We start from the raw sequence: 25,506 nt of genomic DNA, 5'->3' as shown, positions 1-25,506 counted from the left end.
GCCAGTGCTGCTTCCTTCAATGCGAGGTGTGCGTGCAGGTAGACCTGAGTGGTCTTGATGGACTCATGTCGGAGCCAGAGCGCGATTACCGAAATATCGCCCCCCGCTTGGAGCAGCTCCATCGCCACACTGCGCCGAGCACGTGCGGCGTGACCCGTTTGCGGCCAAACGACGCGCATCGCTGCCTTGCGATCTCGACATGACGCGCGAGGAGACGCTGCACAGCATCGGCGCTCAGATCGCTACCGTGAATGTTGGAGAACAGCTTCGTCGAACCGCGCTGTCCCGCCTCATCGAGCCACGCTCGGACTGCAAGGCACGTCTGCCGGGTTAACGGGGTGGAACGCTCCTTGCGACCCTTGCCCAGGCACCGGACGTGCGCGCCGGTGCCAAGAACGACGGCGTCGCGTTCGAGTTGGACAATCTCAGAGAGCCGCAGGCCGGTCTGCGCTGCGAAATGGAGCAGCATGTAATCACGCCGACCGATCCAGGTGCTCCGGTCAGGCGCCGCGAGGATCGCGTCGATCTCGCTGCGGGTGAGGAAATGCACCTCGCGTTTGTCGTGGAGCTTGCCCGGGATCGCGAGCACCCGCTGGCTCCGTCCGGCATAGGCGGGCTCCTCGAACGCGACGAAGCGGAAGAAAGCACGAATGGCGGTAAGGTACAGGTTGCGTGCCCTGATCCCGATCGAACGACTTGCCTCGAGATCGTCGAGGAAGGCGCCGATGAACGGGGGCGTCGAGATCGGCCAGCTCGAACTGGGAGGGCGGCTTGCCCAACCTCGCCTGCCCGAAGGCAAACAGCAGCCGGAAAGTATCGCGGTAGGAAGCGATGTGTGCGGGCTGGCGTTACGTTGCTGCATGAGGCGCTGGGTGAAGAAACGCTCGATGAGCGGAGCCAGGGTCGCGGCGCCCGTCATGACCCGTCCCCCAGCGTGCTTCTAGCCTGCTCGCGGCCTCGTTCATGAGCTCGGGACAGGGCGACAGGTACCAATAGGTGTCGCGGACCTTGCTGTGGCCGAGATAGGTGGTGAACGTCGGCAGCAGGCACTCGACATCTTCGCCTTCGCGGTACCAGCGCAGGAGGGTGCTGACGGCAAAGCTATGACGAAAGTCGTGCAGGCGCGGGCCGCGACTATGCGGTCCGGAATCCCGTAGCCCGATCCGCCGGGTCACGCCCATGAATACCCGTTCCGCGTACTGGGGACGCAGCCGCTGTTCCCCTCGCAGAACGAAGAACCAGCCGCTCTTGCGGCAGATACGGTAATCGTCGCGCCGCGCTGCATAGTCGGCGAGTGCCTTGGTAGTGGTCGGATGCAGCGGGACGAGCCGATCCTTGCCGCCCTTGGCCTCGCGCAGCGTCAATATCCCGGCTTCGAGATCGACATCGGCGCGCGCGAGACCGATCGCCTCGCCCAGGCGCATGCCCGTAGCCGCGAGCAGGCCGAACAGGCACTGATAGGTCTGGCGGTTGATGCCCTTGGCCAGGCCCCAACTGAGCGTCGCTTCAAGCAGCCGCTCGATCTCCTCTTCCGTGTAGATGTAAGGGGGCGTTCGCCTGGGCGCTGGAAAGATACCCGCGGGGGGGTATCTCGGTGCCGGGCTCGATGCTGGAAAGATGCCGGGCGAACCCGCGCACCATCGATAGTCGGTTGGGCCGGGACGCGCGCGGAGCCTTGGTGATCCAGGCCAAGGCGAGCTTGCGTGTGATGACCGCCGCCTGTGCCGCATCCATGAATGTGACGAAATCGCCGAGACAATGTTCGTCGCCGTCGTAGCGATAGCCGAACCCGCGTCGCATGTGCAGATAGCGGTCAACGCCTGACGCAGTGTGCTCATGGCTTGCCTCCCAACCAGGGCAGGCCCAGAGGGCGCAGAGCGTCGAGATCCACCTTCGCGTAGATCCGGGTCGTATCATGCTGCTCATGGCGCAGAAGCTGGCCGATCTCGGTCAGCGTGGCGCCCGATTGCAACAGGCCTGTCGCCAAGCTGTGTTGGAAGGCGTGCGAGCCGCGGCGGGCCAAACCCGTCACAACCGGCACGCCTGATGGCCGAACCGGCGACTGTGTGGATGCCAGCTCGAGGTGCCAGGATGTTGGCGTCACGCAGGATGGACAACAATCGAGCGAGCGCAAGGGCATCCTCTGTATCGCGGACGGTGCCGCGATCGTTCGGCAAGGTATCGGGTGACGAGCGCTTCCTGAATATCGGGGAGGCCAGAACCGATGGCGTCCAGTCAGAACCCAAAATCCCAAGCCAGGCTTAAATATCGATGGCCGATCTCCAGGCTGTTACCTCGCCGCTGAAGCTCCTCGATATAGAGATCAATGTGCTCGCCGAACGGGTCATCCCTCAGGCCGCGCACGACACGGCTCCTGGTCAAATAAGCGTCGCTAATCATGGCTGTTCCTCCGCGTACATGGCGTGCGCCAAGAGGAAACTATGCCGAGCGGATTACCTCGAAACCGTCAGATATCCGCGGCATCCCGCGCCCAAGCGGCATAATCTGCGGCTCGGCATAAATGTCCTTATGCCGCGCGCGGCATAATGGCGTCTGGATCAGCGTGTAGAAGATCGCTGCGCGCTGGCCGCCTCGGTCAGATCCGCAGAACAGCCAGGCCTTTCGGCCGAGCGGCACGCAGCGCAGGGCACGTTCGGCCGCGTTGTTCGTCAGGCAAATCCTGCCATCGTCGAGGAAGCGGGTGAAGGCATCCCACCGGCGGAGCATGTAGATGATGGCCTTGGCGAGGTCGTGGCTGCGCGAAAGTTTCGCGAGTTGAGCGGTGGGCCAGACGTGCAATTCGGCCATCAGTGGCGCGCTCAGTTCGCGACGGACCGCGAGCCGGTCGGCAGCGTCCTTGCCATTGATGGCGCGCTCGACATCGAGCAGAGCATCGATCCGCTGCACGGCCTCAAGCGCGATCGGATAGATCAGGCTTGCATGCTCACCGCGGCTCTTCTTGCGGGCAACGTCGGCCAACTCGAAGAACTTGCGCCTTGCGTGGGCGAAGCAGCCAGCCTCGACGACGGGCGCTGGCAAGCGACCCAGGGCGTAGAGGTCGGCGTAGCCGCCATAGGCGTCGGCCTGCAGGATCCCCGACCATGACGCGAGACGCGCCCTTGGATGGTCGCCACGCCGATCGCGCGAGTAGTGGAACAGCGCTGCGGGCGGATCGGCACCGCCGAACGGCCGATCATCGCGCACGTACACCCCCAATCGGGCCGTGTCGGTCTTCACCTTGGCCATGACCGGCACGGTCGCCATGCAATCGCTCAGCAGCGAGGACCTGCGCCTCGATGAGCCGGTAGAGCGGCATCAACGCGAAGGCGACGGCACCGACCTGGTCGGCAAGCGTCGAGGTGCTGAGCGGCACGCCTTCGCGCGCGAAGCGCTCGGCCTGACGGTTGAGGGGCTAGTGTTGCCCGTACTTCTCGAACAGCGGCATGGCGAGGAAGCTGGGCCCGCCCAGCCGCGCGCGCCACGACGTGGAAGGGCGCAGGCGGCTGTGTGATCGCCTCGCAGTCTCGGCAGGAGAACTTCTCGCGGACGGTCTGGATGACCTTCCAGGCGCACGGGATAACCTCGAGCGTCTCGGTGACGTCCTCGCCGAGCTTCGACAGCCGGCTGCCGCCACAGGCCGGGCAAGAGCACGGCGCCGGCACGACGACCCCTTCGCGCGGCACGTATTCGGGAAACGGCCTCCGGGCCGGCCGCTTGCGTTCGAAGGCAGTGACGGTCGCGGTCTTCTTGGCTGCACCTTCCGCTGCAAGGTTGTCCTCGGCCGCGTCGGCCTCGAGATCTTCCAGCAGCAGCTCCATCTGGTCGAGCAGGCGGCGGGTGCGCTCAGCGCCGGCGCCATACTGCTCACGCCTAAGCTTGGCGATCTGCAGCTTGAGATGCGCGATCACCGCCTCCGTGGCGCTCTCGCGAGCATGGGCATTGGCGAGCCTGCCCCGGCCTCATCGGCCCGCTGGGTCGCGTTCGCCAGCAGCGCCTTGAGCGCTTCGATATCGTCAGGAAGGGGCGAAACGGCAGCTCCATGACCGCGATGGAATCACAGAAAGTGCCCTAATGAAGCGCGAAATGCGAGGGCAGAGAAGAAAACGAACCCCTATCCAGCGCTCTGCGGACGCCAGGAATATTGCGGGTTACACCAGTCGATCCCGTCGAGCAGGCAGGCCAGTTGTGAGGCTGTCAGCGACACCATACCGTCCTTCGCAGAGGGCCAGACGAACCGGCCCTTCTCGAGGCGCTTGACGTAGAGCGACATGCCGATCCCATCGTGCCAGATGAGCCTTACCAGCAATCCGGCGCGCCCACGAAAGACAAACAGGTCGCCGCCATGGGGATCGCGCTTCAAGCCCTGTTGGACCGGCAAGGCCAGACCCTGCATCCCCTTCCTCATGTCTGTATGCCCATCGCGATCCACACGCGGGCGCCCGCAGGGATCATCGCAATGCCTTCAAGGCTGAGGCCACCAGCGCCGGCGATGCCGAGGCAAAGATGCTGATCCGCTTGCCGCGCGCCAGGTCGATGATGATCGCGGGCTGCGCACCGGGGTGCGCGGGTTCCACGCCCTCGATCATCACGGCCGCGGCGAAATCGGGAGCTGGCAAATCTTCAGGGGCCGGTTCGGCATGGGCCTCGCGCAGTTTACGCCGCCAAGTGTAGATCAGGGCCGAAGAGATATCATGGCGTCGGCATACTTCAGCAACGCGAGCTCCGGGCCGGAAAACACCGTGATCTGACCCATCGACCGCTACTAAGCGCACTCTTATGAGCTCGTTTAAGACCGGTCGCTCACCTCATCGACAAGGCTGGACCCGCCGGATGGATACGCATTTCCCGACATTTTCGCGATATCTGAAGCCGCTAGGTTGCGCCCCATCCTGGGTCAATCGCCCTTCCAACTCGGTCGGTGCGATGGGACAGCCGTCGGCCGGCGCATATTCGATGACTGCTGGAACAGAGTATGCATCCGGTGAGGGCCGCGGCCTGAGCTAATCGCCGTTTTGCCGGTGGATTTCGACGAGGTTGATTAGGTTGTCGACGCCGTCGTCGGAGAAGGCCATGACGGCGTCTTCGTCGCCGGGACCATAGACCCAGATCAGGCCGTCTTCAGGCTCCATCTCGGTGGCGATTTCCGCGAGCCATTCGACATCCTCGCCCAGTTCGCGAGCGACGAGGCTGATCGTACGGACGGCGTGGATCTTGTTGATCTGCGGCATCAGGCGGCAATGGCCGCGGGATGAGGCCGCCAGTTCCACGGCAACAGAGCATCGAGCTGGTTGACGGGATGATCGGCGATGCGCGCGAGGACGTCGGCGAGCCAGGCTTGCGGATCGACGTCGTTGAGCCGTGCGGTCTGGATGAGCGTGTAGAGCACCGCGGCGCGCTGGCCGCCGCGATCAGATCCACAGAACAGCCAGGCCTTCCGCCCTAGCGGCACGCAGCGTAGGGCGCGCTCGGCGGCATTGTTGGTCAGACACACCCTGCCATCGTCGAGGAAGCGGGTGAAGGCATCCCAGCGCCGGAGCATGTAGTTGATGGCCTTGGCGAGATCATGGTTGCGCGACAGCCGGGCGAGCTGAGTGGTGAGCCAGGCGTGGAGTTCTGCCACCAGCGGCGCGCTCAGATCGCGCCGCACAGCGAGCCGCTCGGCGCTGTCCTTGCCGTTGATGCCGCGCTCGATATCGAACAGGGCATCGATCCGCTGCACGGCCTCGAGCGCGGTCGGATAGATCATCCCCGCATGTTCGCCGCGGCTCTTCCGGCGCGCCGCACCGGCGACGTCCGCCAACTCGAAGAACTTGCGCCTTGCGTGGGCGAAGCATCCGGCCTCGAGCACAGATCCGGGCTGGCGACCAAGAGCGTAGAGCTCGCCATAGCCACCATAGGCATCGGCCTGCAGGATCCCTGACCAGGATGCGAGATGCCTCTGGGGATGTTCGCCACGCCGGTCGCGTGAGTAGTGGAACAGCGCCGCTGGCGGATCGGCACCGGCGAAGGGCCGATCATCGCGGACATAAACCCATAATCGGGCGGTATCGGTCTTCCCCCGGGCCATGACCGGCACCGTCGTATCGTCGCCGTGCAGTCGCTCTGCCGCCAGAACATTGGCCTCGATCCGCCGGAAAAGCGGCATCAGCGCGAAGGCGGCTGCGCCGACCTGGTCGGCGAGCGTGGAAGTGCTGAGCGGCACGCCTTCGCGCGCGAAGCGCTCGGCCTGGCGGTTGAGCGGTTGGTGTTGCCCGTACTTCTCGAACAGCAGCATGGCGAGGAAGCTGGGGCCCGCCCAGCCGCGCGGCACGACGTGGAAGGGCGCGGGCGGCTGCGTGATCGCCTCACAGTCCCGGCAGGAGAACTTCTCGCGGACGGTCTGGATGACCTTCCAGGCGCGCGGGATAACCTCGAGCGTCTCGGTGACGTCCTCGCCAAGCTTCGACAGCCGGCTGCCGCCACAGGCCGGGCAAGAGCACGGCGCCGGCACGACGACCCGCTCGCGCGGCAGGTGTTCGGGAAACGGCTTCCGGGCCGGCCGCTTGCGTTCGAAGGCAGTGACGGTCGCGGTCTTCTCGGCTGCGCCTTCCGCTGCAAGGTCGTCCTCGGCCGCGTCGGCCTCGAGATCTTCCAGCTGCAGCTCCATCTGGTCGAGCAGCCGGCGGGTGCGCTCAGCGCCGGCGCCGAACTGCTCACGCCTGAGCTTGGCGATCTGCAGCTTGAGGTGCGCGATCACCGCCTCCGTGGCGCTCTCGCGAGCATGGGCATTGGCGAGCCTGGCCTCGGCCTCATCGGCCCGCTGGGTCGCGCTCGCCAGCAGCGCCTTGAGCGCTTCGATGTCGTCAGGAAGGGGCGAAACGGCAGCTTCCATGACCGCGATGGAATCACAGAAAAGCGCCCGAATGAAGCGCAAAATGCGAGGGAAGAGAAGAAAACGAACGCGCTATCCGGCGCTCTGCGGACGCCAGGAATATTGCGGGTTACGCCAGTCGATCCCGTCGAGCAGGCATGCGAGCTGCGCGCTGGTCAGCGACACCATGCCGTCCTTCGCCGACGGCCACACGAACCGGCCCTTCTCGAGACGCTTGGCGTAGAGCGACATGCCGATCCCATCGTGCCAGATGAGCTTTACCAGCGATCCGGCGCGCCCACGAAAGACAAACAGGTCGCCGCCATGGGGATCGCGCTTCAGGCCCTGCTGGACCAGCAAGGCCAGACCCTGCATCCCCTTCCTCATGTCTGTGTGCCCCATCGCAATCCACACGCGGGCGCCCGCAGGGATCATCGCAACGCCTTCAAGGCTGAGGCCACCAGTGCCGGCGATGCCGAGGCAAAGATGCTGATCCGCTTGCCGCGCGCCAGGTCGATGATGATCGCGGGCTGCGCACCGAGATGCGCGGGTTCCGCGTCCTCGATCATCACGGCCGCGGCGAAATCGGGAGCTGGCAAATCTTCAGGGGCCGGTTCGGCATGGGCCTCGCGCAGTTTACGCCGCCAGGTGTAGATCAGGGCCGAAGAGATATCATGCCGCCGGCATACTTCAGCAACGCGAGCACCGGGCGCGAACGCCTCCCTCAGGTAAGCGGTGTTCTCAGCCCACTGCAGTCCAAGGCATGAGGTCCCCGACGCTATTTGCGGGATGGCCGCTGGCGAGCTTGGTGAGCGTCTGGGTCAACCAGGCATGGGGATTGATGCCGTAAAGCTTGCAGTTCTCGATGAGCGTGGCGACCACCGCCCAGTTGTCGCCACCCTCGTCGGAGCCCGCGAACAGGGCATTTTTCCGATTGAGGGCCAAGGGCCTGATGCTTCGCTCGACTGTATTGTTGTCGAGGTCGATGCGTCCATCATCGAGAAAGCGTGAGAGTCCATTCCAACGGGTGAGTGCGTAGCGGATAGCTTCGCCAAGCTTGCTCTTGGCGCTGACCTGGCGACTGCGAGCTTCGAGGTAATGGCGCAGATCGTCGACAATGACGCGGCTGCGCTCGGCGCGGACGTGCCGCCGCTGCTCAGGAGGCGTGCCGCGAACCTCGTCCTCGATGACGTAGAGTCCGGCGATCCGGCGCAGCACTTCCGTTGCTACCGGAGAGCTGTCAGCCAGCTCATAAAACTTGCGGCGCACGTGCGCCCAACAAAAGGCGAGGCTTACCTGCTGGCGCCGCTTGGCGAGCGCAGTATAGCCGCCGTAGCCATCGACCTGAAGGATGCCGACGAAGTCGCCGAGATGGGCCTCGACCCGTTCACTCTTGCGATCGGCAGCGTAGACATAGGCGACCATCGGCGGATCATCGCCACCGCAGGGGCGATCATCACGGGCATAGGCCCAGATCTGGCCGGTCTTCGTCCTTCCGGTGCCCGGGTTGAGCACCGGTGCCGTCGTCTCATCGGCAAACAGCCGCTCCGATCGTCGCAGCCGTTCCAGGATGTGGTCGCGTAAGGGGCGCAGATACCAGGCTGCCCTGCCAACCCAGTCGGCCAGCGTCGAGCGATCGAGCTGGATACCTTGCCGGGCATAGATCTGTGCCTGCCGGTACAAGGGAAGATGATCGGCATATTTGGCGACGAGTACCTGCGCGATCAGCGCCTCAGTGGGAATCCCCCCGTCGACGATCCGCGCCGGCGCCAGGGCCTGGACGACCGCGCTCTCGCAGGAGCGGCAACCATAGCGGGGGCGACGCGTCACCAGCACGCGAAAGGTGGTTGGCACGACATCGAGCCGCTCGGCTACGTCCTCGCCGATCTGGTGGAGAACGCTGCCACAGCAGGGGCACGCCTTGTCCTCGACATCGACAACCTGCTCGATCCGCTCGAGGTGGGTGGGCAGTGATCCGCGGTTGGTCTTGCGCGGCCGATCGGCCGGAACTCGCCTTGCCTTGTCGTGAGCATGCTCGGCCTCGGCCAATGCCGCCTCGACTTCCTCAAGGGCGAGTTCGAACTGGTCGACATCCAACTGTTCGGAACGGCGGCCGAAGCGATGGCGCTGCAAAGCCTCGATGATCGCCTTCAGACGTTCAACCTCAGCCTGGAAAGCCTTCAGCGCTTCGAGCTCGCGGGCCTGTCCCAGGACGAGCGCTCGTAGCGCTTCGACATCGTTGGGCAGGTCCGCTTCCATGAGCATGGAGGCAGTGAATCAGGCATGAAAAGCGCCGTCAACCGGCAATCTGTGGGGCAATCGGCCGGCGCCCGCCATGTACCCGGCGCCAGTCGAGGCCCTCCAGCAAAGCGCCCAGCTGCGCGGCCGTCAGCCGCATCACGCCGTCCTGGATCCCGGGCCACTTGAAGCTCCCGGACTCCAGCTTCTTGGCCATCAGACACAGGCCCGTGCCATCCCACCAGACCAGCTTGATGCGGTCCGCGCGCTTCGCCCGGAATACGTATATGACGCCAGAATAGGGATCGCCGCCGTACTCTGCCCCGACCAGCGCAGCCAGCGCATCCGGACCCTTGCGGAAATCCACTGGGCGCGTTGCAACCATCACTCGTGTACCAGGCCCGATCCCGATCATCGATCACCATGGATCGTGGGCGACTGCAGAGCTTGAATGACGGCCACCGCCAGATCGACCCGGGCGGCTTGCCCGATCCGGACAACGGCACCACCAATCTCGACCTCTACAATCCCATCATGCGAGACAGGCGATGGTGCCTCGCCGACTACCGGTACAAACATGGGCTCGTGACGGGGCGGGATCTTGCTGGCCTCTATCGCGTAGCGCAGCTCTCGGCGCCATGTGTACAGCAGCGCGGTGCTGATATCGTGCTCCCGCGCAAACGCCGCGATGTTATCGCAACGCTCCATCTCAGCCACCAGCGCCAGCTTCTGCTCCAGCGTCCACACCCGCCGCCGGCCGGCCATGCCACTCAGCAGTTCAACTCGCCGAACCGGCTTCAGAGCCGCTCCAGTGTGGGTGTCCAATGCGCTCGTAAGCCTGGCCTCGTCCATCCACGCACATCTGCCGCAGCCGCAAAATCAAGCAAGGTGGCGTCAGAACACCGATTACTCCCTCAGGATATCCAGCCGCTCCTCGTCGCTCCAACGACGCCGCCGCTCCGGGCCGGAAAACACCGTGATCTGCCCCATCGACCGCTCCTAAGTGCACTCTTAAGAGCGCTCTTAAGACCGGTCGCTCACCTCAGCGACAAGGCGGGATCCGCCGGATGGGTACGGAACAGACGCCGCCTCAGCCCGACGCAGGGCCGCCCGGTGTCAAATGCAGATCCACATCCGCCAAACATCGTATCGGCGCGCGACTTGCAAAACCACCGCGCGTGGCGAAAACGCCTCGCGAAGAAAATCAAACCGTTCTCACGCGCAACGACGCTGGACATGAAGACGCCGACATCCTGATTTCCCTCAGAATGTGAAGTCAGTTCCGAAACGACCGATGCAACAATTTGCCCCCCCATGCAGGTTGCGGCGTCGATGAGATAGGTCATCGATTTCGCACCGCAAATCCGATGATCGCATTGCTAGACTTATCGCCAGCTTATCCCCCACCAATACTAACAGCCCGTTCAATCCTATCGACAATCCAACGCAAATCTCTGGCGCGGATTCGCGGCATGATCATCTGCTTGGAAGCGGAATCAGATTTGTGAGGACGGCACTTCCGCCAACTTAGATGGGCCCGAAATATTGGTTCACAGCCCCGTCTAAGCGGTATCACCGAGGAGCGGCGACGCGGGTCTTGTCGATGGCCGCCTCAACGGATGAAGCAGGATTTGCTTTTGGATCATAATTACGATCCATCCTGCTATGGATACGATTCTGGACGCGATTGGAGATACGACTATCGATCCGCGCCGTCGGGTTGATGTTAGCGATCTGTGCAGCGCTTTGGCGTTCGCCGACCGTACCAACGGCGGACCCGGCAACATCGCCCGCCGTCAGGATCTTCTGCTGGTCCTGCGCAAGCGCCGGAACAGCGCCCAAAATGGCAGCGAGCAGGACAAGGCGTCTCATGACGTTATTCATTCCGATCAACCGCGGGGTGCAGCAGCACGCGATCGATCTGTCCAGTCGATCCTGAAATTTCGTTGGAAGAGCGCACGGTCAGCATCAGCAACTGTACGGGGCAACCGTCAGACACCGTAAAGCTACCGCCAAAGCGGCCGGCATTGACAGCAGAGTTAGGCATGTTGACCCGACCCAATTCCTTACCATTGCGGCAGCTGAGTGTCCAATAAGGGCGCGCGTTCTCGGCTTGAGAGATACCAATGCTATGCCCCTCAATCACATAATCGCCCGGCGGCAGAATCTGCAATTGTTGCAACACGGGACCACCCACAGTCGAAACCGCTGCAAAATCGAACACGCCGCGGTCGCCGGCGCGCTGGAGTGAAGCGGAAATGCCTGTCCTATCGAGCGGAACCCAGTCAAGCGACGAGGGCACCTCCAGATTTGCGCTCAAGTTCGGATCGCGCGATTGAGCTCGATCGACACCCGGGCGGACAACGGCATAATACGCCCAAGCCACATCGTAGTTTCCGCCAGCGATCAACGCGTCAAGAATACTTGCCGTGGCGCCGTCTGACACCGGGACGCCCACTTGAAGCAAATTGCGGAACAAAGCAGCAACCACCTCCGGATTCTGCCTATTTCGCGAAGCAAAGTCGATAAAGCTGTTCGTCCAGAGCGGTTGCCTCGCGAGCGTTTTGGTCAGTGCGATGCGGATCGTGGGCTCGCTGATGGCGGCCACCAACACCGGGAACAACAGGTCGTTTGCACGTCGGTGAACACGAAGCGCTATATCGTAATGGTGGAGTGCACTCGGAATATCTTCGCGAAGCACCGCATCCTCGATCGCCCAAATTTGGGTCCGCAGATCTCGTCGCGACAGGCGCTGCGAATATTCGAACCAACGCCGCGCCTCTTCGGGTTGGTTGCGAAATAGCGCGCTATTGCCGAGCGTCGCGACCGCCTTCACTGCAGTTGCATCATCACGCAGGGCCTCGCGCGCAAGTCGGTCGGCGCGGGCGCGGTCGGCGGGTGTAGCGTCAGCGCCCGACAAGACTTCGGACAAGCGCGCGGCGATCCGGCCGTTGTGGGGCGCCATCGCATAGGCGCGCTTGATTTGGCTGTTGGGCAGGCCACCGGCGATTGAAAATACGACGGCCTGATAGCCCACCCATGCCGTTACCGCTGCCAGCAGCAAGCGCGCGCCCCACTCCGCCGATGAGCGCCGTGACAGGGTTGCGCGCTTTACCATTACGGAGCCGCCTTAGCAGCTTCGCCGCGTCCGTAGCTGTAGCCATATTCGTAGCCGTAGCCGTAGTGCGCCTTTCGAGCGTCGAATTTTGTTAGCACGCCACCGAATATGTGTGCGTTGGCGCTGGCCAGCCTGCCAAGAGCGGTCTTGACCAAGCTGGACCGAATGCCATGCGACTCCACCGCATAGATAACGCCCTGAACGTGTGAGGCAATCAGCGGCGCATCGGCGAGTCCCATGACCGGGGGCGAGTCGATGACGACATGATCATAGGTATCCAGCAACCGTTCAATCAGCACCGACAAACGGTTGCCGGTCAGCAATTCCGCGGCATTCGGTGGGATCGGCCCCGCCGACATGGCGACGAAGCCTAGATCGCGCATTTGGAAGGTCAACGAAGCAATGTCATCTTCGCCTGTGAGGAAGTTGCTGAGGCCGCGCTCATGACCAACTTCACCCAGTTGATGGACCGATGGTGAGCGCATGTCTCCATCGACCAGAATCACCTTGCGTTGCGCGCGCGCCAGCGTCGTCGCAAGCGCCAATGCCGTCGTCGACTTGCCTTCCGCTGGACGCGTGGACGTAACAGAGAATGCGCGCGGCACGCCATGCTCGGTGGTGAAGGCGAGATTGGTCTGAACCGCTAGATAGGCATCGACCAGATCAGATTTGCGGTCCAGCAGAGCTTCCTTGGGCTCCTGCCCCTCGACCCGCGGCACCGAGCCGAGCAGTGGCAAGCCAAGTCGGCGTTCGACTTCTGCCGGATCTACGATCGCCTCGTCGATCTGCTCAAGCGCGAAAGCAGCACCCGCGCCGATCGCCAAACCAGCAAGCAACGCAATTGCGAGATTGAGGAGGATACGCGGGCTCGACGGCTGCTGTGGCACGTCGGCGGGGTCGACCACCGATATGTTGTTGACGCCTACGCCTCCCGCTACGCCGATCTCCTTGAAGCGCTGCAGAAGCCCGTCATAGAGCGCCTGATTGGTATTCACTTCCTGCTGGAAAATATTATATTGGATACTACGGCGACGGAGATCCAGGTAATCGCCTTTGAGCGCCTTCACCCGCGCCTGCAGTGCGCTTTCACGATCGACAGCCTCTCGGTACTCAGCCTGAAGCGATCCCTTGATACGGTGCTCCTCTCGCGTGATCGAGCGATCGATCTGATCGATCTGAGACTGGATCGCCTGCGCCGTCGGGTAGGTCGGCTCGAACTGAACCATTAACCGCCTATATTCAGCGGAGAGCGCCGCCCGGCGTTGACGCATCTCGTTGATAGCAGGGTTGCTGAGCGCCTCGGGAGATGCGCCCTCAGCCCCCGCCTGCCGATAGCTAGCCTGGGCCTGAATTCGCGCCGCCGTCGCCGATGTCAGCGCAGTATTATAGGCGGCAAGGTCATCGGCCACGATCGAGCGCTCCGGCCCCGCTTGCCCAGGCAGGTTGATAATCTGCTCTCGTGAGGCGTAGGCGACCAACTGGCGCTGCGATTGATCGAGGCGCTCCTTGTAATCAGCCAACTGACGCTGCAGGAAGTTGCGACCATATGATGTCGCCTGCAGCTTGCGCTCCAGATTGGTCCGAATGAAGGCCTCAGCCCACGCGTTAGCAATACGGGCCGAGAGATCGGCCTGCGGACTAGTGAACTGGAGACTTACCAGGCGCGAAAGGCGCACAGGCTCAATATCTATGTTTTTCAGCAGGATGGCACCTGCAACACGTTGCCGGATCGCTCGCCCGGAGGCTGGATAGCGACCATCAAACTGCTGGAAGGCGGGCTCGTCGCTAGAAACATCAAAAGTTTCAAAAAACTTCGGATCATCGACCAGCCGCAATTGCACGGCCACGCGTTCCGCAAGCGATTTCGATTCCAGTAGACCGTATTGCGTCTGGTAGAATTCCTGGTCCGCGAGCGATGCCTCACGCTCCACACCCTGGAAGTTCGTAACCCTGTCGGATTCGCGAGCGATCTCGATTGTCGACACGGCAGTATATTGGGGCGTCATTAACAGCGTAATGATCAACCCTAGAACTGCACAGACCGCCGTCGCCGCGATGATGACGTAACGCCAGCGGATCGCAATCCGTAAATATTGCAGCAACGTCGGAATGCGAGAGCCTTTGTCGTCGTCCCCAGCGATCGCGGGGGCTCCGCTTACAGGCAATCCGCCGCGCGGCTTGGATGAAACCACATTCATATCGAAAGCCGGACCTTAATTTACTAGTGCCACCAACGGCGCCACCACCAGCGGAGCAACCGCAATCACGTCACGGAAAAGACGCCGCTCGGGAGAATCGCCCACAATGACAACATCATTCGCATAGATGGGTGGATCGTCGTACACACCGCGGCGAATTGCAGCGATATTGTACAGACCTGCCATTTTACGTCCATCGACCGTGCGGAGGATCACCACGTCGTCCTGCCGAGCGAACTCGGTTAAGCCCCTTGCTGAGGCAACGGCTCGTAGCAACGTCATCTGATTTGTTACGGGGTAAAGACCGGGGTCCGCGACTTGGCCGTCAATCGAGACGACCTGGCTCACGGAACTGCGAATATTGACGGTCACATCTGGGTCGCGGACATAACGCCCGCGCAACGAATCCTCAATCGCAGCTGCGAGTTCGCCAGCCGTTTTACCTCGCGCATCCACAGTGCCGATAAGCGGCATTGAAATGCGACCGCTAGCATCGACCTGCATCTCACGGCTCAACTCGGGAACATTGAAGACGTCCACAAAGATGGTGTCCAGCGGGCCAACCAACGACGGCCGATCCGGCGCGGTTAGATCGGCACGAGCAGGCGCCGGCAGCGTGAATTGCCCCTCGACGACGGTTAGCCGCGCATTCGACCGAGGTGGCTCGCCGCGGCTAACGCACGCAGTCAAAAATATTGCCAGCGACAAAATACCGCAAATTGCACGCATGCGCCTACGTCAATCCAAGTCGTTATAGAAAAGCCTGCCGGCTATATGCGCTCAATCTCGCCCGGTAAAGACACGCCAACCTGCCAATAGGACGGATTCGCAGGAGACGCCACAGTTCCGCCGGGAATGGAGGTGCGCGAAACCCAAAATCCCGCCAGCGTCCCGAATATCCCGCACGGCCTCACTCGTCCGGAGCATTCGCCGTCGCCCCCGAATTCAACCAGAAAGCTGCGACGACGATAACCGTCATCATGATGGGGGTACGTGCCGCGAAATCGACGACGGCGCCGAGGAGCATCAAAAGCAGCATAGCCGAACCCAGCTTGGGCATCAGAAAACTCGATCCCGGCCCCGCTCGCCACACCCGTAACGAGACAATGCCCCACCAAACCAACGCCGCCATGAGCAACAAAATGCCAAAAAGCCCGCCGTCTATCACAACTTCGAGAAAATCGTTGTGCGCATGGTTGAAATAGGTACGGTCGAGCAGGTTGAGCGGCTCGTTCATTCGGAACACCGTATCAAAACTTCCCATACCCGCCCCGAACGGGAAATACGTCCTCGCTAGATCGAGAGTATCTGGCAATGCCCGGAAGCGGAGGTCATCTGCCATATTGAGGAATTGCGCGCGAGCGATTGATGCGCCCCGATCGGCCGCAATCGCAAATGTTACGAGGGCCACAACAAGCAGGAGAAAGACCGCAATCAGGACAGGGCGCCCCCAGCGCGGCATACGACCGAGTGTTTTCCGAAAGTGGCCCCGTACCAGAAGCATTGCAATCGGCAGCGACAGTATCGACAACGCAAATCCGGCGCGCGATCCACTTGCCAATGCAGTCAGGAGAAACAGCAGAACCAAGGCAAGTGCTGCCGGCCCCCGCCATCCCCGGCCCGAGGCAGCCCATGCCGGCGCCACAAGGCAGCCACATGCCAGCAGGAGCGCCAAATGGTTACGGTTGGCAAAGGGGCCGCTCACCTCATAGCTTTGGTTTATAAGAGGATTGTTGATACGGGTTCCGGAAAATTGCAGTAGCCCGACCAAGGTCGCCGCGACAATGAATATGAGCATCAAGCCCGGCAGATAGCGACGCTCGCGCTCCGTCAGCAGCATGAGAAGGAACAATGTCGTCGCGGGCACAAGCAGCGAGAAGAGAGCATTCAAGGTCATGGAAGGGACCATCGACCATGGTCGCCAAATCTGCTCTTGCCCCTGAATCGCCGCAGCTTGCGTGATTAGGTCACGCCCGGGGAGCGTCTGCCACATGGCCGGCGGCATGGGGATCAATTGCACGGCCGCTAGCCCGACACATGCCAACAAGAACCAGAACGGCACTAAGCCCGCCGTAAACGCTGGGCGGCCGCAGAAAACAATCGCCAGCACAATCAACGTCGCGGAAATAAGGCGCACGATTGCCTGCCCATCTGCGCTCGAGATCGACGCACCACCGGCCAGCCACAGGGTTCCGAATAGCACAACCAACATAGCGAATGGCAGGCTCGGGCGCATCTGCGGGGCATGGGCGTGGCGTTTTTGCATTTCAGTCGCTTATTAGGTTTCCTCGCGGGATGCAAAGTGCCCGCTAGCAAAGCTGGCTACTCCCGCTACCGGACATGGTTTCCCGGTGACATCGTGTACAATAGAGCGCCGTCTGCAGGATCTACGCTGATTATCTGTAACAAGGGGGCTCGCCCGGAACCTTAGCAAATGGTGTTTGCCGATCGATTTTGAGCCGCTGGGGCTCTTTCATCAGCATGCATCCGACATATTCGTAGAGCGTGGAGGCGCAGCGGATCATGAGCCCACGACAACTTTGTAAGCGCGACCGGAGGTGCCGCAGCAGAACTCTCCGAAACCGTGAGGGGTGCACGGTCCAGCTATCACGTAGGCCCGCACATTGGTTGCTTTTTAGTTGGGGTTGTATCGGTTAACCTGTCGCACCTCAGTTTTGCCGCTCCCCTGTATAATGAAGGTATCGCCTCGGAATACCACCGAAAGTGGCCACACAATCTGGACGATCCGGCCCGCACAAAAGCGCGTTAAAACGAGCCTCTGCGAATTGATTGGAATTGCCGCGCTGGATTGACTGATGGTGGACAGGGCTTCCACCCAACCACCCTCGCTCAGGCCTGACAAATCCTCATGTTTCGCCCGACGGGTCTGAGCTTACCCACATCTTCTCCCACGCACATCCAGCTATCGCCCGAAATGCCGTGGCAAATGGCAGTTTGCCATGCTTTCGATTCGGCGTCGACAATCTCGACCTAGCCTTGCCGCCAGCGATTTTTGCACTGTCCTAGACGCCCGATCGGAGTGGCCTGGGTTCAGCTGCATTTGACCTTGGCCTGGTCAATCGTGGAGCGATTGGTCGCAGGAGCGTTGCAAGTGGCAAAATCGGCACACGGGAAGGGGGCGATCCCGATGTGCCATCAACCCTGTGCAACGCTCTGATTGATGTTTGGCGCAGGAAGCCCCTCAGCATTATTCAGGCCAGATGGCTGTGACTTACCCTAAATCAAATCGTGAGAAGGCCGACCTTTACATTAACGCGCTCCATGAGATTCGCGTTCGATTGAGGTCGATTGACGCGATCCTCGCTTCGCCTGTCCCCGAACTGGTGCAAGCCGAGTCGTGCCATCTCCAGCTTCGCCTGGTGTGCGAGTGCTTTGCGGTGGCATGCCTCGCGGCTCAGGGTGACTTCGACAGCCACAAAGCCTTCCGTGATGATTACAGTCCCGTCGCCATCTTCAAGGCGCTGGAGGCTTGCTATCCCGACTTCTTCCCAACTCCTTCAATCATGCAAAAGACCAATGAGGGCTGGCACTTCGATGGTGTTGGTCACGGCCATTCAATCGCGCGAGCCGAGATCGAATCGATCTGGCAAAAATCGGGCGACCACCTCCACCGGGCGTCGGCGAAGAAATACCTGAAGCGGACGAACGCCAGCGATCCCCTGGCCATAAATAGGGCGAAGGAGCGCTTCTGGAATTTGATCATGGATCACATGATTATCCTCGGCGGCCAGAAGTCACGGTTTCACGTCCACATGGATCGCGCGACCGATGCGATGGAATGTAAGTTTCTGAACCTCGATCCCGAGGCGGGTACGGCGACCGTCGAACCCTATAATTTGGCACTCTGAGCCATCGTTCGAGCTTCGGGAGCGTCGGAAATCGCATTAAAAGCGCCACTGATGTCACCCATTAGAATAGATACCTTTCATTCAATCTCGTTTTGTGATCTAAGAGCGATCATGAGCTTGAACGAGCAACCTTCGAGTGGAGAAACCACTCCAACAACGGACGCGGACGCGGCTGAGGCCCTGCCCACGACCATCAAGGATAAGTGGCAGGGCGCTGTCACGGAGGGGTCGGGCTTTGTCGCTATCCCGATCGCGCTTCTACGCCTTCAGACGAAGCTCAAGCTCACGCCGACCGACATGGTGGTTCTGATCAACTTGCTTGCCCATTGGTGGGATCCGGCCCGCGCAGTTTTCCCGCGGTCCACCACTATCGCGACCCGGATGGGTGTGGCGAAGCGGACCGTTCAGCGTTCGACGCAGAAGATGGTGAAGGCCGGGCTGATCGATCGCGAATTTATCGAGCAGGATGGGGGAAAGCGCCGCACCTTTCAGTTCACTCCGCTGGCGACGCGCATAGCGAAGGACATCAATCTTTCCCACCAGTTGGCAGGAAAGGAGAGCTTGGGAGCGTAGCTCACGGAAGAGCACTCTGGGTGGCCTTCGGGTCAGCTAATGTAAGGTCGTGATTTGGCGATCCGATCGTACGCCTGGAGAGGTGCGGGTTCAACTCCCGCCGCGCCCAAAACCATTTTTGGCGAAAGGACCGCCAATCATTGCCTTTAGCTGAGCGATGGAAAGCCAGGGCTTCGATTTGTGAATAATTCGATGACAATTCGAGCAGACGAGCGCGAGGTCGTCGAGCGTCGTCTCGTTGCCCTCAACCATCGCGTGAATCGGGTTGGTGTGGTGCGCTTCGATAAAGCCATGTCCCCGCGGTCCGTAGGTAGCAGCAAAGTCGAAACCGCACCCTTCGCATTCCAGCTTGCCATGAGCTTTCAAGGCTGAACGCTTCCTCAGCGCCACCACCTTAGCATCGCGTTCTAGGGTGCGATGAAGGCGATAAGAAACCTTACCTTCCTTCGCGCTGTAGCTTCGCACATCATCCAGCGCGTCCTTCGTCATGGTGTTCGCGACACCGGCGCGAACGGCTTCGGCGGCAATCGCAAGATCAAGCGGCTTGCCTTCAAACTCCGCCCAGACCGCTTCATCCAGCTTGCTGGCCCCATCCAACCCTTTGCCGCCTCTGCTGGTGAACACTGGGTCGAGGCTACGAAAGTTCATCATTTTCATGATGACGCCGCTGGGATTGCGATAAGTGGCGAGCCCTGCTTCGGTCGCCATTTGTCGGAGCAGCGCTGATATTTCGAGAACGTCGGGATGGGTCGCACCAGGATCGCGTCCTCCGTGCTTCTGGTACAGGTCAAGCGCGAGGATTACCTGCTCCCGCGTCCATAGCGGGTTCTTCGCCTTGACCTCATAATTCTCAGGCGGGTCAAAGCTAAAGCCTAGATGGGTCAAGATAGGTACGACATAGATCAGTCCTCCGCTGAACTCGTTAAAGCGAAGGGGGGCGGGGTTGCCGGGAAGATAACCGAATGCTGCGCCAGCTATTGCCTTGCTGTCATATGGCTTATTGTCGTGCCACAGCCGGTAGGTGCGCGCAGGCTTGTAGCCATATTTCTTGAGGAACGCGCGCTGCCCCAGCTGGTCGTATTCTTTCAGCGCGGCAAGGACCGCGGGTCGTGTCAAATTGCTGGTTACCCGTTCAAGCACCAACCACTGCTCCTAATCTCAGCATTCACAATTCCGTGATATGCCATCTGGGCAGAGCATCAATCCCGCTCATTTGATTTTGCTGACAGAAGGCTGGGCGTGAACGCACTCCGCACCCAGCCATCCATACGACCCGGCGACGAACAGACCTACAGGTCTGGTATTGTAGGCGAACCGGTTCCTGCCGCACGCCTGCTGCCCAACGATCGACCAATTCTGGCCTAACGCATCCGACCTCCAAATGCTCCTGGACGATCGGAATCGTCGTGCGGTAGCCCGTGCGTCCCATTTGAAAGGATCGAGTAATGAACAATGCCGAACTCGCCGAGCAGATTGCCACCTCCGGGGGCCTGACGAAGTCGGACGCGCGCAAGATTGTCGACGGGGTTTTCGCCAGCGTTGCCGAGGCGGTGGCCGGCGGCCAGGAAGTCTCGATCAACGGCTTCGGCAAGTTCAAGGTGAAGGACACGCCGGCGCGCGAAGGCCGCAATCCGCGGACAGGTGAGGCGATGAACATCGCGGCATCTAAGAAGCTGACCTTCACACCGGCCAAGGCGGTCAAGGATCGCCTCAACGGATAGCGGGCCTTCGCGTCGGCGCATGCCGTGGGCGACTCATTGCTGGTGCCGGTCGATCAGGGCCCTGAGGCTTTCGACCGGTACCAGCGTCATGCTGCCGATCTTCACGATCGGAATCTCACCCGCTTGGATGAGTTCATAGAGCTTGGACCGCCCGATGCCGGTGAGCCGGCATGCTTCGGGAATGCGGACAGTGACCGGATCCATTTCCACAACCTCCTTCGATCCCAACTTTGTCAATGGCGAAGGATGCATTGGCTTGCCGTCCATCGTTAGGGTCTCTTGGGTGCAGCCAGTGGCCTCTAGACGGTAGTTCCGCTCTCGCGGGTGGGAACCCGATCGAATGTTGGCACCGATGTGAATCGGCGTGGAATATTGACCCCGTTTCTGGGGTGATCGGCGTGCAAAATTGACCCCCTGAACATGGCCGGTTCAGGCTTTCGCGCTTTGGCGCGGGAGCGAGCGGGGGATGCTGATCGTGGAGACGGTAGCGCGGATCCGCCGCGAGTTTTTCGTGAAGGGCAAGTCGATCAAGGAGATCGTGCGCGATCTCGGCGTATCGCGGAACACGGTGCGCAAGGTGTTGCGTTCGGGCGCGACGGCATTTGCCTATGAGCGGACGGTGCAGCCGTTGCCGAAGCTGGGGCCGTGGGCCTCGGAGCTGGAAGGGTTGCTGGAAACGAACGAGCGCAAGGCGCGGCGCGAGCGGCTGACGATGATCCGGATCTTCGAGGAGCTGCAGGGTCTGGGTTATCGTGGCGGCTACGACGCGGTGCGCCGATATGCGGCGGGCTGGCATCGCGGGCGGTCGGCAGCGACGGCCGCGGCCTATGTGCCGCTGAGCTTCGACCCGGGCGAGGCTTACCAGTTCGACTGGAGTCACGAGGTTGCGATCATCGGTGGTGTGCCGACGACGGTGAAGGTCGCGCACATGCGGCTGTGCCACAGCCGGATGTTCTATGTGCGTGCCTATCCGCGCGAGAGCCAGGAGATGGTCTTCGACGCCCATGACAAGGCGTTCGCCTTCTTTGGCGGGGCCTGCCAGCGCGGCATCTACGACAATATGAAGACGGCGGTGGACGCGATCTTCGTCGGCCGCGAGCGCCAATATAATCGCCGCTTCCAGCAGATGTGCGCGCACTATCTGGTCGATCCGGTGGCCTGCACGCCGGCGTCGGGGTGGGAGAAGGGACAGGTCGAGAATCAGGTCGGCTTGGTGCGGGAGCGCTTCTTCACGCCCCGGCTGCGGTTCAAGAGCTATGGCGAGCTCAACGCCTGGTTGGAGGATCGCTGCCTGGCCTATGCCCGCCGCGCAGCGCATCCCGAGCTCAAGGCGCAGACGATACAGGAGGTGTTCGAGCAGGCGGACCGCCCGGCATTGATCGCCTATCGCGGGCCGTTCGACGGCTTCCATGCGCTGCCGGCATCGGTATCGAAGACGCTGCTGGTCCGGTTCGATTACAATAAATACTCGGTCCACGCGAAGGCGGCAGGACGGCCGGTCGAGATCCATGCCTATGCCGACCGCATCGTGATCCGCCAGGACGGCGAGAGCGTCGGCGAGCATGTTCGGCGGTTCGGGCGCGAGCAGACGATCTACGATCCGTGGCACTATGTGCCCGTCCTCGCGCGCAAGCCGGGCGCGTTGCGCAACGGTGCCCCCTTCAAGGAATGGGATCTGCCGCCCGCGATCGAGCGGGTCCGGCGGCGGCTTGCCGCCCATGCCGATGGCGATCGCCAGATGGTCGGCATCCTCGCGGCGGTGGTGAGCGACGGGCTGGACGCCGTGGATGCGGCCTGCGCCGAAGCGCTCCTTGGCGGCCCGATCAGCCGCGATGTCGTACTCAACATCCTGACCCGCCAGCGGCAGCCGCCGGCGCCGCTCAACATCGCGACGCCCGAAGGGCTGCGACTTGCCCATGAACCTATTGCCGACTGTGCCCGATATGACAGCCTGAGGAGGTCTTATGGAACGCCACGAGATCCTGGACATGATGGCGACGCTGAAGCTGGCCGGCATGCGCCATGCCTATGACGAGGTCGTCGCCGATGCGGTGAAGCGGCAGCACTCCGCCCAGCGCGTGATCGGCGACCTGCTCAAGGCCGAGATCGACGAAAAGCAGGCCCGCTCGATCAAATATCAGATGACGATTGCCAAGCTGCCGCTGGCGAAGGAACTGGCCGGCTTCGACTTTACCGCCACCCCGATCAACGAGCCCCTGGTCCGCGACCTTGCCACCGGCGGGTTCCTGACCAGCCAGCGCAACGCCGTCCTGGTCGGCGGAACCGGCACGGGCAAGACCCATCTGGCCATCGCGATCGGCTGCGCCTGTGTGCGCAGCGGTGCCAGGGCCCGGTTCTACAATACCGTCGACCTGGTGAACCGGCTCGAAGCCGAAGCGCGCGCCGGCAAGCCGGGGCGGATCGCCGACCATCTGTCGCGGCTCGATCTCGTGATCCTCGATGAGCTCGGCTATCTGCCGTTCGCCCTCTCCGGTGGCCAGCTCCTGTTCCACCTCGTCAGCCGGCTCTATGAGCAGACCTCGATCATCGTCACCACCAACCTTGCGTTCGGCGAATGGCCCAGCGTGTTCGGCGACGCCAAGATGACCACCGCACTGCTCGACCGACTGACCCACCATTGCGACATCGTCGAGACCGGCAATGAGAGTTGGCGCTTCAAGAGCCGCGAAGCCGCCTAACCCCTTCCCCCGGACCCCCATCCCCCGGGTTGACCCGGTGGGCCCACAGGTACCTCCCACGGACGCCGCCGCCAGCGCTCCTGACGGCGCGCGGCGTCGTCCGCGGGGCCCTCCTATGGACTACCGGGACAACCCGAACTGCCATTATCCGGGGGTCAACTTTGGACGCCGATAGGGGGTCAACTTCCAATGCCGTTTGACACGCCAGCTCTCCAGCGAACGTTGTCTCCTCGCTTACCCAGTCGCGAAATGCCGACCTGAAACCATGAACGGTGAAGGGCTTCTTCATGTCGCGAAGCACCTTCATGAGCGTCATATCGGAGAGGGGCTGACGCTGCCGGGTTCCCCGGAAGACGAGATGCTCACCCTTCGTTCGGAAGCAAGCGCATCGCTCGAGCACTTCAAGCGACGCTCCCGACAATGGGACGACATGCTCTCGGCCCGCCTTCATTCGGTCGGCCGGGATTGTCCAAAGCTTGCGCTCAAGATCGAATTGCTCCCACGCCGCCTCCCTCACCTCACCCGAACGCGCCGCTGTCAGAACGGCGAACTCAACCGCGAGCCGGCCCATTGTAGTTCTTTGGCGCAGCTCGGACAGGAACGATGCAACCTCGGCATAGGGCATCGCCGCATGGTGGCCGTCCTTCTTTGGTTGGCGGGGCAGGCCCTTGGTGACCGATCGTAGTGGTGCCTCGGCTTCACGATATCCATTCGAATAGGCCCAATCGAGCACTGCGCCGATCCGCTGTCGGACACGTCGGGCTGTCTCGGGTTTGGAGAGCCAGATCGGAGCGAGGACGTTCCGGATTATCGGACCTGAGATATCGGAGACGCGGATGTCCCCGATCATGGGATATGCGAATTGCTCCAGCGTCCGCTTCCATTGCCATTCATGTTTCTCATTGCGCCATGTCTTGCGATTGGCCGCGTAGACTTTGGCGGCAGCTTCCTTGAAGGTTGGAATGCCGCCCGCCTTCCGCTTTTCGAAGACAGGGTCCAGGCCTTCCTCCATCCAGCCGCGCACCTCCGAGGCCTTCTGACGAGCCTGCGCCAAACTCACCTTCTTGGCGCTGCCGAGGCCAACGTCGCGTCTCCGCCCGTACTTCTGGACGCGGCAAATCCAGCTCCGCGAACCAGTCACTCCAACCACGAGAAACAGACCGTCGCCGTCGCCATATCGGCCCGGTCGAGTGGCTGCCTTTACACCTGTCGCCGAGAGCCTTCCCATGCCATTATTTTCCCACATTTTTTCCCACACGCGAAATCGGTCACGAGCGATTTGGGGCGGATGGCTGGGGACGCGAATCACCGCGGAAACCCCGGAAATACAGGGGTTTCTCGGTCACGCGCGGATGTGGGAGAATGTGGAAATGGTGGACAGGGCTGGATTCGAACCAGCGTACGGGAGACCCGGGCAGATTTACAGTCTGCTGCCTTTAACCACTCGGCCACCTGTCCACATCACGGCGTGATGCCTGTTTCCCGTTGGTTATGCGCGCGCGGGGCGTGCCGGGAAATCCCGTGCCTTGGCTCGGGAGGGCGCCTGATAGATGACGCTTGGCGGTTCTGCAAGCCCGTCTGGAGCATGTTGCGCCGCTTCTGCACACGGCGCATCAGCAGGGCGTTCAAGTGACGGAGATTCGAGCGAATGGCGGGGACAAGCATCCTCATTCTGGGCGGCGCGCGTTCGGGCAAGAGCCGCTTCGCGCAGACGATCGCCGAAGCCGAATCCGGGCCACTCACTTATGTCGCGACAGCAGAAGCCCGGGATACCGAGATGGCGCAGCGCATCGCCCGCCATCGCGCGGATCGCGGGCCGCGCTGGACAACGGTCGAGGCGCCGCACGATCTGCCGCAACATATCGCGCAGCATGACGTGGGCACGATGGTGGTCGATTGCCTCACCCTGTGGCTCAGCAACCGGTTGTTGGCCGATGCCGACATGGAAAGCGAGATCGACGCGCTGGTGACGGCGATCGGCAAGGCGCGGGGGTCGCTGATTCTCGTGTCCAACGAAGTCGGCTCCGGCATCGTGCCGGAAAGCGCGTTGGGTCGCATCTTTCGCGATCATGCGGGCCGCGCGAATCAGGTGGTTGCTGCCGCAGCAGACCGTGTCGCGCTGGTCGTGGCGGGGCTTCCGCTCTGGCTCAAATCCTGAAGGCTGGTCGCAGTGTCAGAAAAAGCGATTTCGGCCGTTGCGGAGCCTGAATTGCTTTGCTAGAGGCACGCGCCTACCAGCG

At 61.9% G+C, this 25,506-nt stretch carries 28 protein-coding genes, 2 tRNA genes and 3 pseudogenes; 7 read left to right on the top strand and 26 right to left on the bottom strand.

Annotation, left to right across the window (positions count from 1 at the left end):
* Positions 1 to 85 precede the first annotated feature (85 nt).
* From ACFB49_RS20360 to ACFB49_RS20255, 22 genes and pseudogenes are all read right to left on the bottom strand, one after another.
* The gene (locus tag ACFB49_RS20360; RefSeq protein ID WP_380873272.1) at positions 86 to 919 is read right to left on the bottom strand and encodes a tyrosine-type recombinase/integrase; all 834 of its coding nucleotides are present in this window, start codon (positions 917 to 919) and stop codon (positions 86 to 88) included.
* The gene (locus ACFB49_RS20355; protein ID WP_380880056.1) at positions 849 to 1,730 is read right to left on the bottom strand and encodes a tyrosine-type recombinase/integrase; all 882 of its coding nucleotides are present in this window, start codon (positions 1,728 to 1,730) and stop codon (positions 849 to 851) included. Before ACFB49_RS20355 ends, ACFB49_RS20360 begins: the two co-directional genes overlap by 71 nt.
* A gap of 104 nt (positions 1,731 to 1,834) precedes the next feature.
* Positions 1,835 to 2,041, bottom strand: coding sequence for a tyrosine-type recombinase/integrase (locus tag ACFB49_RS20350; RefSeq protein ID WP_380873270.1), 207 nt, complete (start codon positions 2,039 to 2,041; stop codon positions 1,835 to 1,837).
* Between the two features lie 194 nt (positions 2,042 to 2,235).
* The gene (locus ACFB49_RS20345; RefSeq protein ID WP_380873268.1) at positions 2,236 to 2,400 is read right to left on the bottom strand and encodes a hypothetical protein; all 165 of its coding nucleotides are present in this window, start codon (positions 2,398 to 2,400) and stop codon (positions 2,236 to 2,238) included.
* A gap of 39 nt (positions 2,401 to 2,439) precedes the next feature.
* Positions 2,440 to 3,991, bottom strand: a pseudogene (gene tnpC, locus ACFB49_RS20340) (IS66 family transposase).
* Between the two features lie 120 nt (positions 3,992 to 4,111).
* Entirely contained in the window at positions 4,112 to 4,405 is a 294-nt protein-coding gene (gene tnpB, locus ACFB49_RS20335; RefSeq protein ID WP_380873266.1) for an IS66 family insertion sequence element accessory protein TnpB, read from the bottom strand.
* Positions 4,406 to 4,448: 43 nt separating this feature from the next.
* Positions 4,449 to 4,586, bottom strand: a complete 138-nt coding sequence (locus ACFB49_RS20330) for a hypothetical protein (protein WP_380880143.1) — start codon at positions 4,584 to 4,586, stop codon at positions 4,449 to 4,451.
* A 60-nt stretch (positions 4,587 to 4,646) separates the two neighbouring features.
* Positions 4,647 to 4,772 (bottom strand): annotated as a pseudogene (locus ACFB49_RS20325) (transposase); the annotation flags it as partial.
* Between the two features lie 228 nt (positions 4,773 to 5,000).
* Positions 5,001 to 5,267, bottom strand: coding sequence for a hypothetical protein (locus tag ACFB49_RS20320; RefSeq protein ID WP_380873264.1), 267 nt, complete (start codon positions 5,265 to 5,267; stop codon positions 5,001 to 5,003).
* Positions 5,228 to 6,871: an IS66 family transposase gene (gene tnpC / locus ACFB49_RS20315; protein ID WP_380873262.1), complete on the bottom strand. Its 1,644-nt coding sequence runs from the start codon at positions 6,869 to 6,871 to the stop codon at positions 5,228 to 5,230. The genes ACFB49_RS20320 and tnpC (ACFB49_RS20315) overlap by 40 nt, the downstream gene beginning before the upstream one ends.
* A 72-nt stretch (positions 6,872 to 6,943) precedes the next feature.
* The gene (gene tnpB, locus ACFB49_RS20310) at positions 6,944 to 7,285 is read right to left on the bottom strand and encodes an IS66 family insertion sequence element accessory protein TnpB (RefSeq protein ID WP_380873260.1); all 342 of its coding nucleotides are present in this window, start codon (positions 7,283 to 7,285) and stop codon (positions 6,944 to 6,946) included.
* Positions 7,282 to 7,419, bottom strand: coding sequence for a hypothetical protein (locus ACFB49_RS20305; RefSeq protein ID WP_380873258.1), 138 nt, complete (start codon positions 7,417 to 7,419; stop codon positions 7,282 to 7,284). The genes tnpB (ACFB49_RS20310) and ACFB49_RS20305 overlap by 4 nt, the downstream gene beginning before the upstream one ends.
* 57 nt (positions 7,420 to 7,476) lie before the next feature.
* A pseudogene (locus ACFB49_RS20300) lies at positions 7,477 to 7,578 on the bottom strand (transposase); the annotation flags it as partial.
* A gap of 13 nt (positions 7,579 to 7,591) precedes the next feature.
* The gene (tnpC, locus tag ACFB49_RS20295; RefSeq protein ID WP_380873256.1) at positions 7,592 to 9,115 is read right to left on the bottom strand and encodes an IS66 family transposase; all 1,524 of its coding nucleotides are present in this window, start codon (positions 9,113 to 9,115) and stop codon (positions 7,592 to 7,594) included.
* A gap of 31 nt (positions 9,116 to 9,146) precedes the next feature.
* Positions 9,147 to 9,473: an IS66 family insertion sequence element accessory protein TnpB gene (tnpB, locus tag ACFB49_RS20290; protein WP_380873255.1), complete on the bottom strand. Its 327-nt coding sequence runs from the start codon at positions 9,471 to 9,473 to the stop codon at positions 9,147 to 9,149.
* Positions 9,474 to 9,499: 26 nt separating this feature from the next.
* On the bottom strand, positions 9,500 to 9,940 hold the full coding sequence (locus tag ACFB49_RS20285) for a transposase (RefSeq protein WP_380873252.1): 441 nt from the start codon (positions 9,938 to 9,940) through the stop codon (positions 9,500 to 9,502).
* A gap of 185 nt (positions 9,941 to 10,125) precedes the next feature.
* The gene (locus ACFB49_RS20280; RefSeq protein ID WP_380873251.1) at positions 10,126 to 10,434 is read right to left on the bottom strand and encodes a hypothetical protein; all 309 of its coding nucleotides are present in this window, start codon (positions 10,432 to 10,434) and stop codon (positions 10,126 to 10,128) included.
* A 226-nt stretch (positions 10,435 to 10,660) separates the two neighbouring features.
* Positions 10,661 to 10,960, bottom strand: a complete 300-nt coding sequence (locus ACFB49_RS20275; RefSeq protein ID WP_380873248.1) for a hypothetical protein — start codon at positions 10,958 to 10,960, stop codon at positions 10,661 to 10,663.
* A 4-nt stretch (positions 10,961 to 10,964) separates the two neighbouring features.
* Positions 10,965 to 12,152 (bottom strand): hypothetical protein, encoded by a 1,188-nt coding sequence (locus ACFB49_RS20270; protein WP_380873246.1) that lies wholly within the window; start codon positions 12,150 to 12,152, stop codon positions 10,965 to 10,967.
* Between the two features lie 53 nt (positions 12,153 to 12,205).
* Complete coding sequence (locus tag ACFB49_RS20265; protein WP_380873243.1) at positions 12,206 to 14,404, bottom strand: GumC family protein; 2,199 nt, start codon at positions 14,402 to 14,404, stop codon at positions 12,206 to 12,208.
* Positions 14,405 to 14,419: 15 nt separating this feature from the next.
* On the bottom strand, positions 14,420 to 15,133 hold the full coding sequence (locus tag ACFB49_RS20260; protein ID WP_380873242.1) for a polysaccharide biosynthesis/export family protein: 714 nt from the start codon (positions 15,131 to 15,133) through the stop codon (positions 14,420 to 14,422).
* 181 nt (positions 15,134 to 15,314) lie between these two features.
* On the bottom strand, positions 15,315 to 16,670 hold the full coding sequence (locus ACFB49_RS20255) for an O-antigen ligase family protein (RefSeq protein ID WP_380873240.1): 1,356 nt from the start codon (positions 16,668 to 16,670) through the stop codon (positions 15,315 to 15,317).
* A 919-nt stretch (positions 16,671 to 17,589) separates the two neighbouring features.
* Here ACFB49_RS20255 and ACFB49_RS20250 point away from each other — a divergent pair.
* The 3 genes from ACFB49_RS20250 (at position 17,590) to ACFB49_RS20240 (ending at position 18,955) form a co-directional block, all read left to right on the top strand.
* Positions 17,590 to 18,273, top strand: coding sequence for a hypothetical protein (locus ACFB49_RS20250; protein ID WP_380873239.1), 684 nt, complete (start codon positions 17,590 to 17,592; stop codon positions 18,271 to 18,273).
* A gap of 111 nt (positions 18,274 to 18,384) precedes the next feature.
* Positions 18,385 to 18,846, top strand: a complete 462-nt coding sequence (locus ACFB49_RS20245; RefSeq protein ID WP_380873238.1) for a helix-turn-helix domain-containing protein — start codon at positions 18,385 to 18,387, stop codon at positions 18,844 to 18,846.
* Positions 18,837 to 18,955 (top strand) — tRNA-OTHER (locus ACFB49_RS20240). Before ACFB49_RS20245 ends, ACFB49_RS20240 begins: the two co-directional genes overlap by 10 nt.
* Here the strand turns inward: ACFB49_RS20240 and ACFB49_RS20235 are convergent.
* Positions 18,937 to 19,986, bottom strand: a complete 1,050-nt coding sequence (locus tag ACFB49_RS20235; protein ID WP_380880054.1) for an HNH endonuclease — start codon at positions 19,984 to 19,986, stop codon at positions 18,937 to 18,939. The two genes, ACFB49_RS20240 and ACFB49_RS20235, sit on opposite strands and share 19 nt — an antisense overlap.
* Positions 19,987 to 20,291: 305 nt before the next feature.
* On the opposite strand from ACFB49_RS20235, the gene ACFB49_RS20230 reads away from it, so the two are divergent.
* Positions 20,292 to 20,567, top strand: coding sequence for an HU family DNA-binding protein (locus ACFB49_RS20230; protein WP_380873237.1), 276 nt, complete (start codon positions 20,292 to 20,294; stop codon positions 20,565 to 20,567).
* A 33-nt stretch (positions 20,568 to 20,600) separates the two neighbouring features.
* On the opposite strand, the gene ACFB49_RS20225 is transcribed toward ACFB49_RS20230, so the two are convergent.
* On the bottom strand, positions 20,601 to 20,834 hold the full coding sequence (locus tag ACFB49_RS20225) for a helix-turn-helix domain-containing protein (protein WP_380873236.1): 234 nt from the start codon (positions 20,832 to 20,834) through the stop codon (positions 20,601 to 20,603).
* A 199-nt stretch (positions 20,835 to 21,033) separates the two neighbouring features.
* On the opposite strand from ACFB49_RS20225, the gene istA reads away from it, so the two are divergent.
* Both istA and istB read left to right on the top strand, forming a co-directional pair.
* Positions 21,034 to 22,599, top strand: coding sequence for an IS21 family transposase (gene istA / locus ACFB49_RS20220; protein WP_380871757.1), 1,566 nt, complete (start codon positions 21,034 to 21,036; stop codon positions 22,597 to 22,599).
* On the top strand, positions 22,532 to 23,266 hold the full coding sequence (istB, locus tag ACFB49_RS20215; RefSeq protein WP_380871756.1) for an IS21-like element helper ATPase IstB: 735 nt from the start codon (positions 22,532 to 22,534) through the stop codon (positions 23,264 to 23,266). Before istA ends, istB begins: the two co-directional genes overlap by 68 nt.
* On the opposite strand, the gene ACFB49_RS20210 is transcribed toward istB, so the two are convergent.
* On the bottom strand, positions 23,244 to 24,494 hold the full coding sequence (locus tag ACFB49_RS20210; protein ID WP_380873235.1) for a tyrosine-type recombinase/integrase: 1,251 nt from the start codon (positions 24,492 to 24,494) through the stop codon (positions 23,244 to 23,246). The two genes, istB and ACFB49_RS20210, sit on opposite strands and share 23 nt — an antisense overlap.
* Before the next feature lie 143 nt (positions 24,495 to 24,637).
* A tRNA-Tyr gene (locus tag ACFB49_RS20205) sits at positions 24,638 to 24,724 on the bottom strand.
* A gap of 190 nt (positions 24,725 to 24,914) precedes the next feature.
* Here ACFB49_RS20205 and cobU point away from each other — a divergent pair.
* Positions 24,915 to 25,424, top strand: a complete 510-nt coding sequence (gene cobU / locus ACFB49_RS20200; protein WP_380873234.1) for a bifunctional adenosylcobinamide kinase/adenosylcobinamide-phosphate guanylyltransferase — start codon at positions 24,915 to 24,917, stop codon at positions 25,422 to 25,424.
* The last annotated feature ends 82 nt before the right edge of the window (positions 25,425 to 25,506 follow it).

Source organism: Sphingomonas sp. DBB INV C78, from assembly GCF_042693015.1.
In the GTDB taxonomy this organism is placed as follows: Bacteria; Pseudomonadota; Alphaproteobacteria; order Sphingomonadales; family Sphingomonadaceae; genus Sphingomonas_E.
The sequence above is the reverse complement of the archived record's forward strand: the minus strand, read 5'-3'. Positions and strand labels throughout refer to the sequence as shown.

Coding starts and splice junctions, on each gene's coding strand:
- ACFB49_RS20360 (WP_380873272.1), bottom strand. CDS start 919: ATGACGGGCGCCGCGACCCTGGCTCCGCTCATCGAGCGTTTCTTCACC.
- ACFB49_RS20355 (WP_380880056.1), bottom strand. CDS start 1,730: ATGCGGCACAGGCGGCGGTCATCACACGCAAGCTCGCCTTGGCCTGGA.
- ACFB49_RS20345 (WP_380873268.1), bottom strand. CDS start 2,400: ATGATTAGCGACGCTTATTTGACCAGGAGCCGTGTCGTGCGCGGCCTG.
- tnpB (WP_380873266.1), bottom strand. CDS start 4,405: ATGAGGAAGGGGATGCAGGGTCTGGCCTTGCCGGTCCAACAGGGCTTG.
- ACFB49_RS20330 (WP_380880143.1), bottom strand. CDS start 4,586: ATGATCGAGGGCGTGGAACCCGCGCACCCCGGTGCGCAGCCCGCGATC.
- tnpC (WP_380873262.1), bottom strand. CDS start 6,871: ATGGAAGCTGCCGTTTCGCCCCTTCCTGACGACATCGAAGCGCTCAAG.
- tnpB (WP_380873260.1), bottom strand. CDS start 7,285: ATGATCCCTGCGGGCGCCCGCGTGTGGATTGCGATGGGGCACACAGAC.
- ACFB49_RS20305 (WP_380873258.1), bottom strand. CDS start 7,419: ATGATCGAGGACGCGGAACCCGCGCATCTCGGTGCGCAGCCCGCGATC.
- tnpC (WP_380873256.1), bottom strand. CDS start 9,115: ATGCTCATGGAAGCGGACCTGCCCAACGATGTCGAAGCGCTACGAGCG.
- tnpB (WP_380873255.1), bottom strand. CDS start 9,473: ATGGTTGCAACGCGCCCAGTGGATTTCCGCAAGGGTCCGGATGCGCTG.
- ACFB49_RS20285 (WP_380873252.1), bottom strand. CDS start 9,940: ATGGACGAGGCCAGGCTTACGAGCGCATTGGACACCCACACTGGAGCG.
- ACFB49_RS20280 (WP_380873251.1), bottom strand. CDS start 10,434: ATGACCTATCTCATCGACGCCGCAACCTGCATGGGGGGGCAAATTGTT.
- ACFB49_RS20275 (WP_380873248.1), bottom strand. CDS start 10,960: ATGAGACGCCTTGTCCTGCTCGCTGCCATTTTGGGCGCTGTTCCGGCG.
- ACFB49_RS20265 (WP_380873243.1), bottom strand. CDS start 14,404: ATGAATGTGGTTTCATCCAAGCCGCGCGGCGGATTGCCTGTAAGCGGA.
- ACFB49_RS20260 (WP_380873242.1), bottom strand. CDS start 15,133: ATGCGTGCAATTTGCGGTATTTTGTCGCTGGCAATATTTTTGACTGCG.
- ACFB49_RS20255 (WP_380873240.1), bottom strand. CDS start 16,670: ATGCAAAAACGCCACGCCCATGCCCCGCAGATGCGCCCGAGCCTGCCA.
- ACFB49_RS20245 (WP_380873238.1), top strand. CDS start 18,385: ATGAGCTTGAACGAGCAACCTTCGAGTGGAGAAACCACTCCAACAACG.
- ACFB49_RS20230 (WP_380873237.1), top strand. CDS start 20,292: ATGAACAATGCCGAACTCGCCGAGCAGATTGCCACCTCCGGGGGCCTG.
- ACFB49_RS20225 (WP_380873236.1), bottom strand. CDS start 20,834: ATGGACGGCAAGCCAATGCATCCTTCGCCATTGACAAAGTTGGGATCG.
- istA (WP_380871757.1), top strand. CDS start 21,034: ATGCTGATCGTGGAGACGGTAGCGCGGATCCGCCGCGAGTTTTTCGTG.
- istB (WP_380871756.1), top strand. CDS start 22,532: ATGGAACGCCACGAGATCCTGGACATGATGGCGACGCTGAAGCTGGCC.
- ACFB49_RS20210 (WP_380873235.1), bottom strand. CDS start 24,494: ATGGGAAGGCTCTCGGCGACAGGTGTAAAGGCAGCCACTCGACCGGGC.
- cobU (WP_380873234.1), top strand. CDS start 24,915: ATGGCGGGGACAAGCATCCTCATTCTGGGCGGCGCGCGTTCGGGCAAG.